The 323-nt window shown below is 72.8% G+C and carries 1 protein-coding gene; it reads left to right on the top strand.

What is annotated here, in order from left to right:
• Positions 1 to 56: 56 nt before the first annotated feature.
• Positions 57 to 323, top strand: a 267-nt coding sequence (locus tag CCN44_RS44745) for a hypothetical protein (RefSeq protein ID WP_158103203.1), incomplete at its 3' end; no start/stop codon positions are given.

The raw sequence follows: 323 nt of genomic DNA, 5'->3' as shown, positions 1-323 counted from the left end.
GGAACGCACGGGTCCGTCCGGACCTCGGCAGCCCTTCAGGTGTGGGAGTGAGTCAGATGCGGAACCGTACGAAGCGGCCCCCGGCACGGGTCGCGCAGTACCGGCAGATCGTGGCCCTGACGGGGTTCGCGATCTGTATCGTCACGCTGCTCGTGGCGGGGTGGAACGCCCTGTGCCCGTCGGCCGAGCCGCGGCCCGCCGGCACCGACTCCGCCACGACCGCACCGGCCGAACCCGGGGACGGCGACCTCGTTCCTGACAACGACGGCCTCGACCGTGCTTCCAACGGCGACGGCGAGAGCCCGGCGGAACCCGCCGACCCG

It is taken from the genome of Streptomyces tricolor (assembly GCF_002155905.1).
GTDB classification, from domain to species: domain Bacteria; phylum Actinomycetota; class Actinomycetes; order Streptomycetales; family Streptomycetaceae; genus Streptomyces; species Streptomyces tricolor.
Note: the sequence above shows the minus strand (reverse complement) of the source record. Positions and strands in the feature narration are given on the sequence as shown.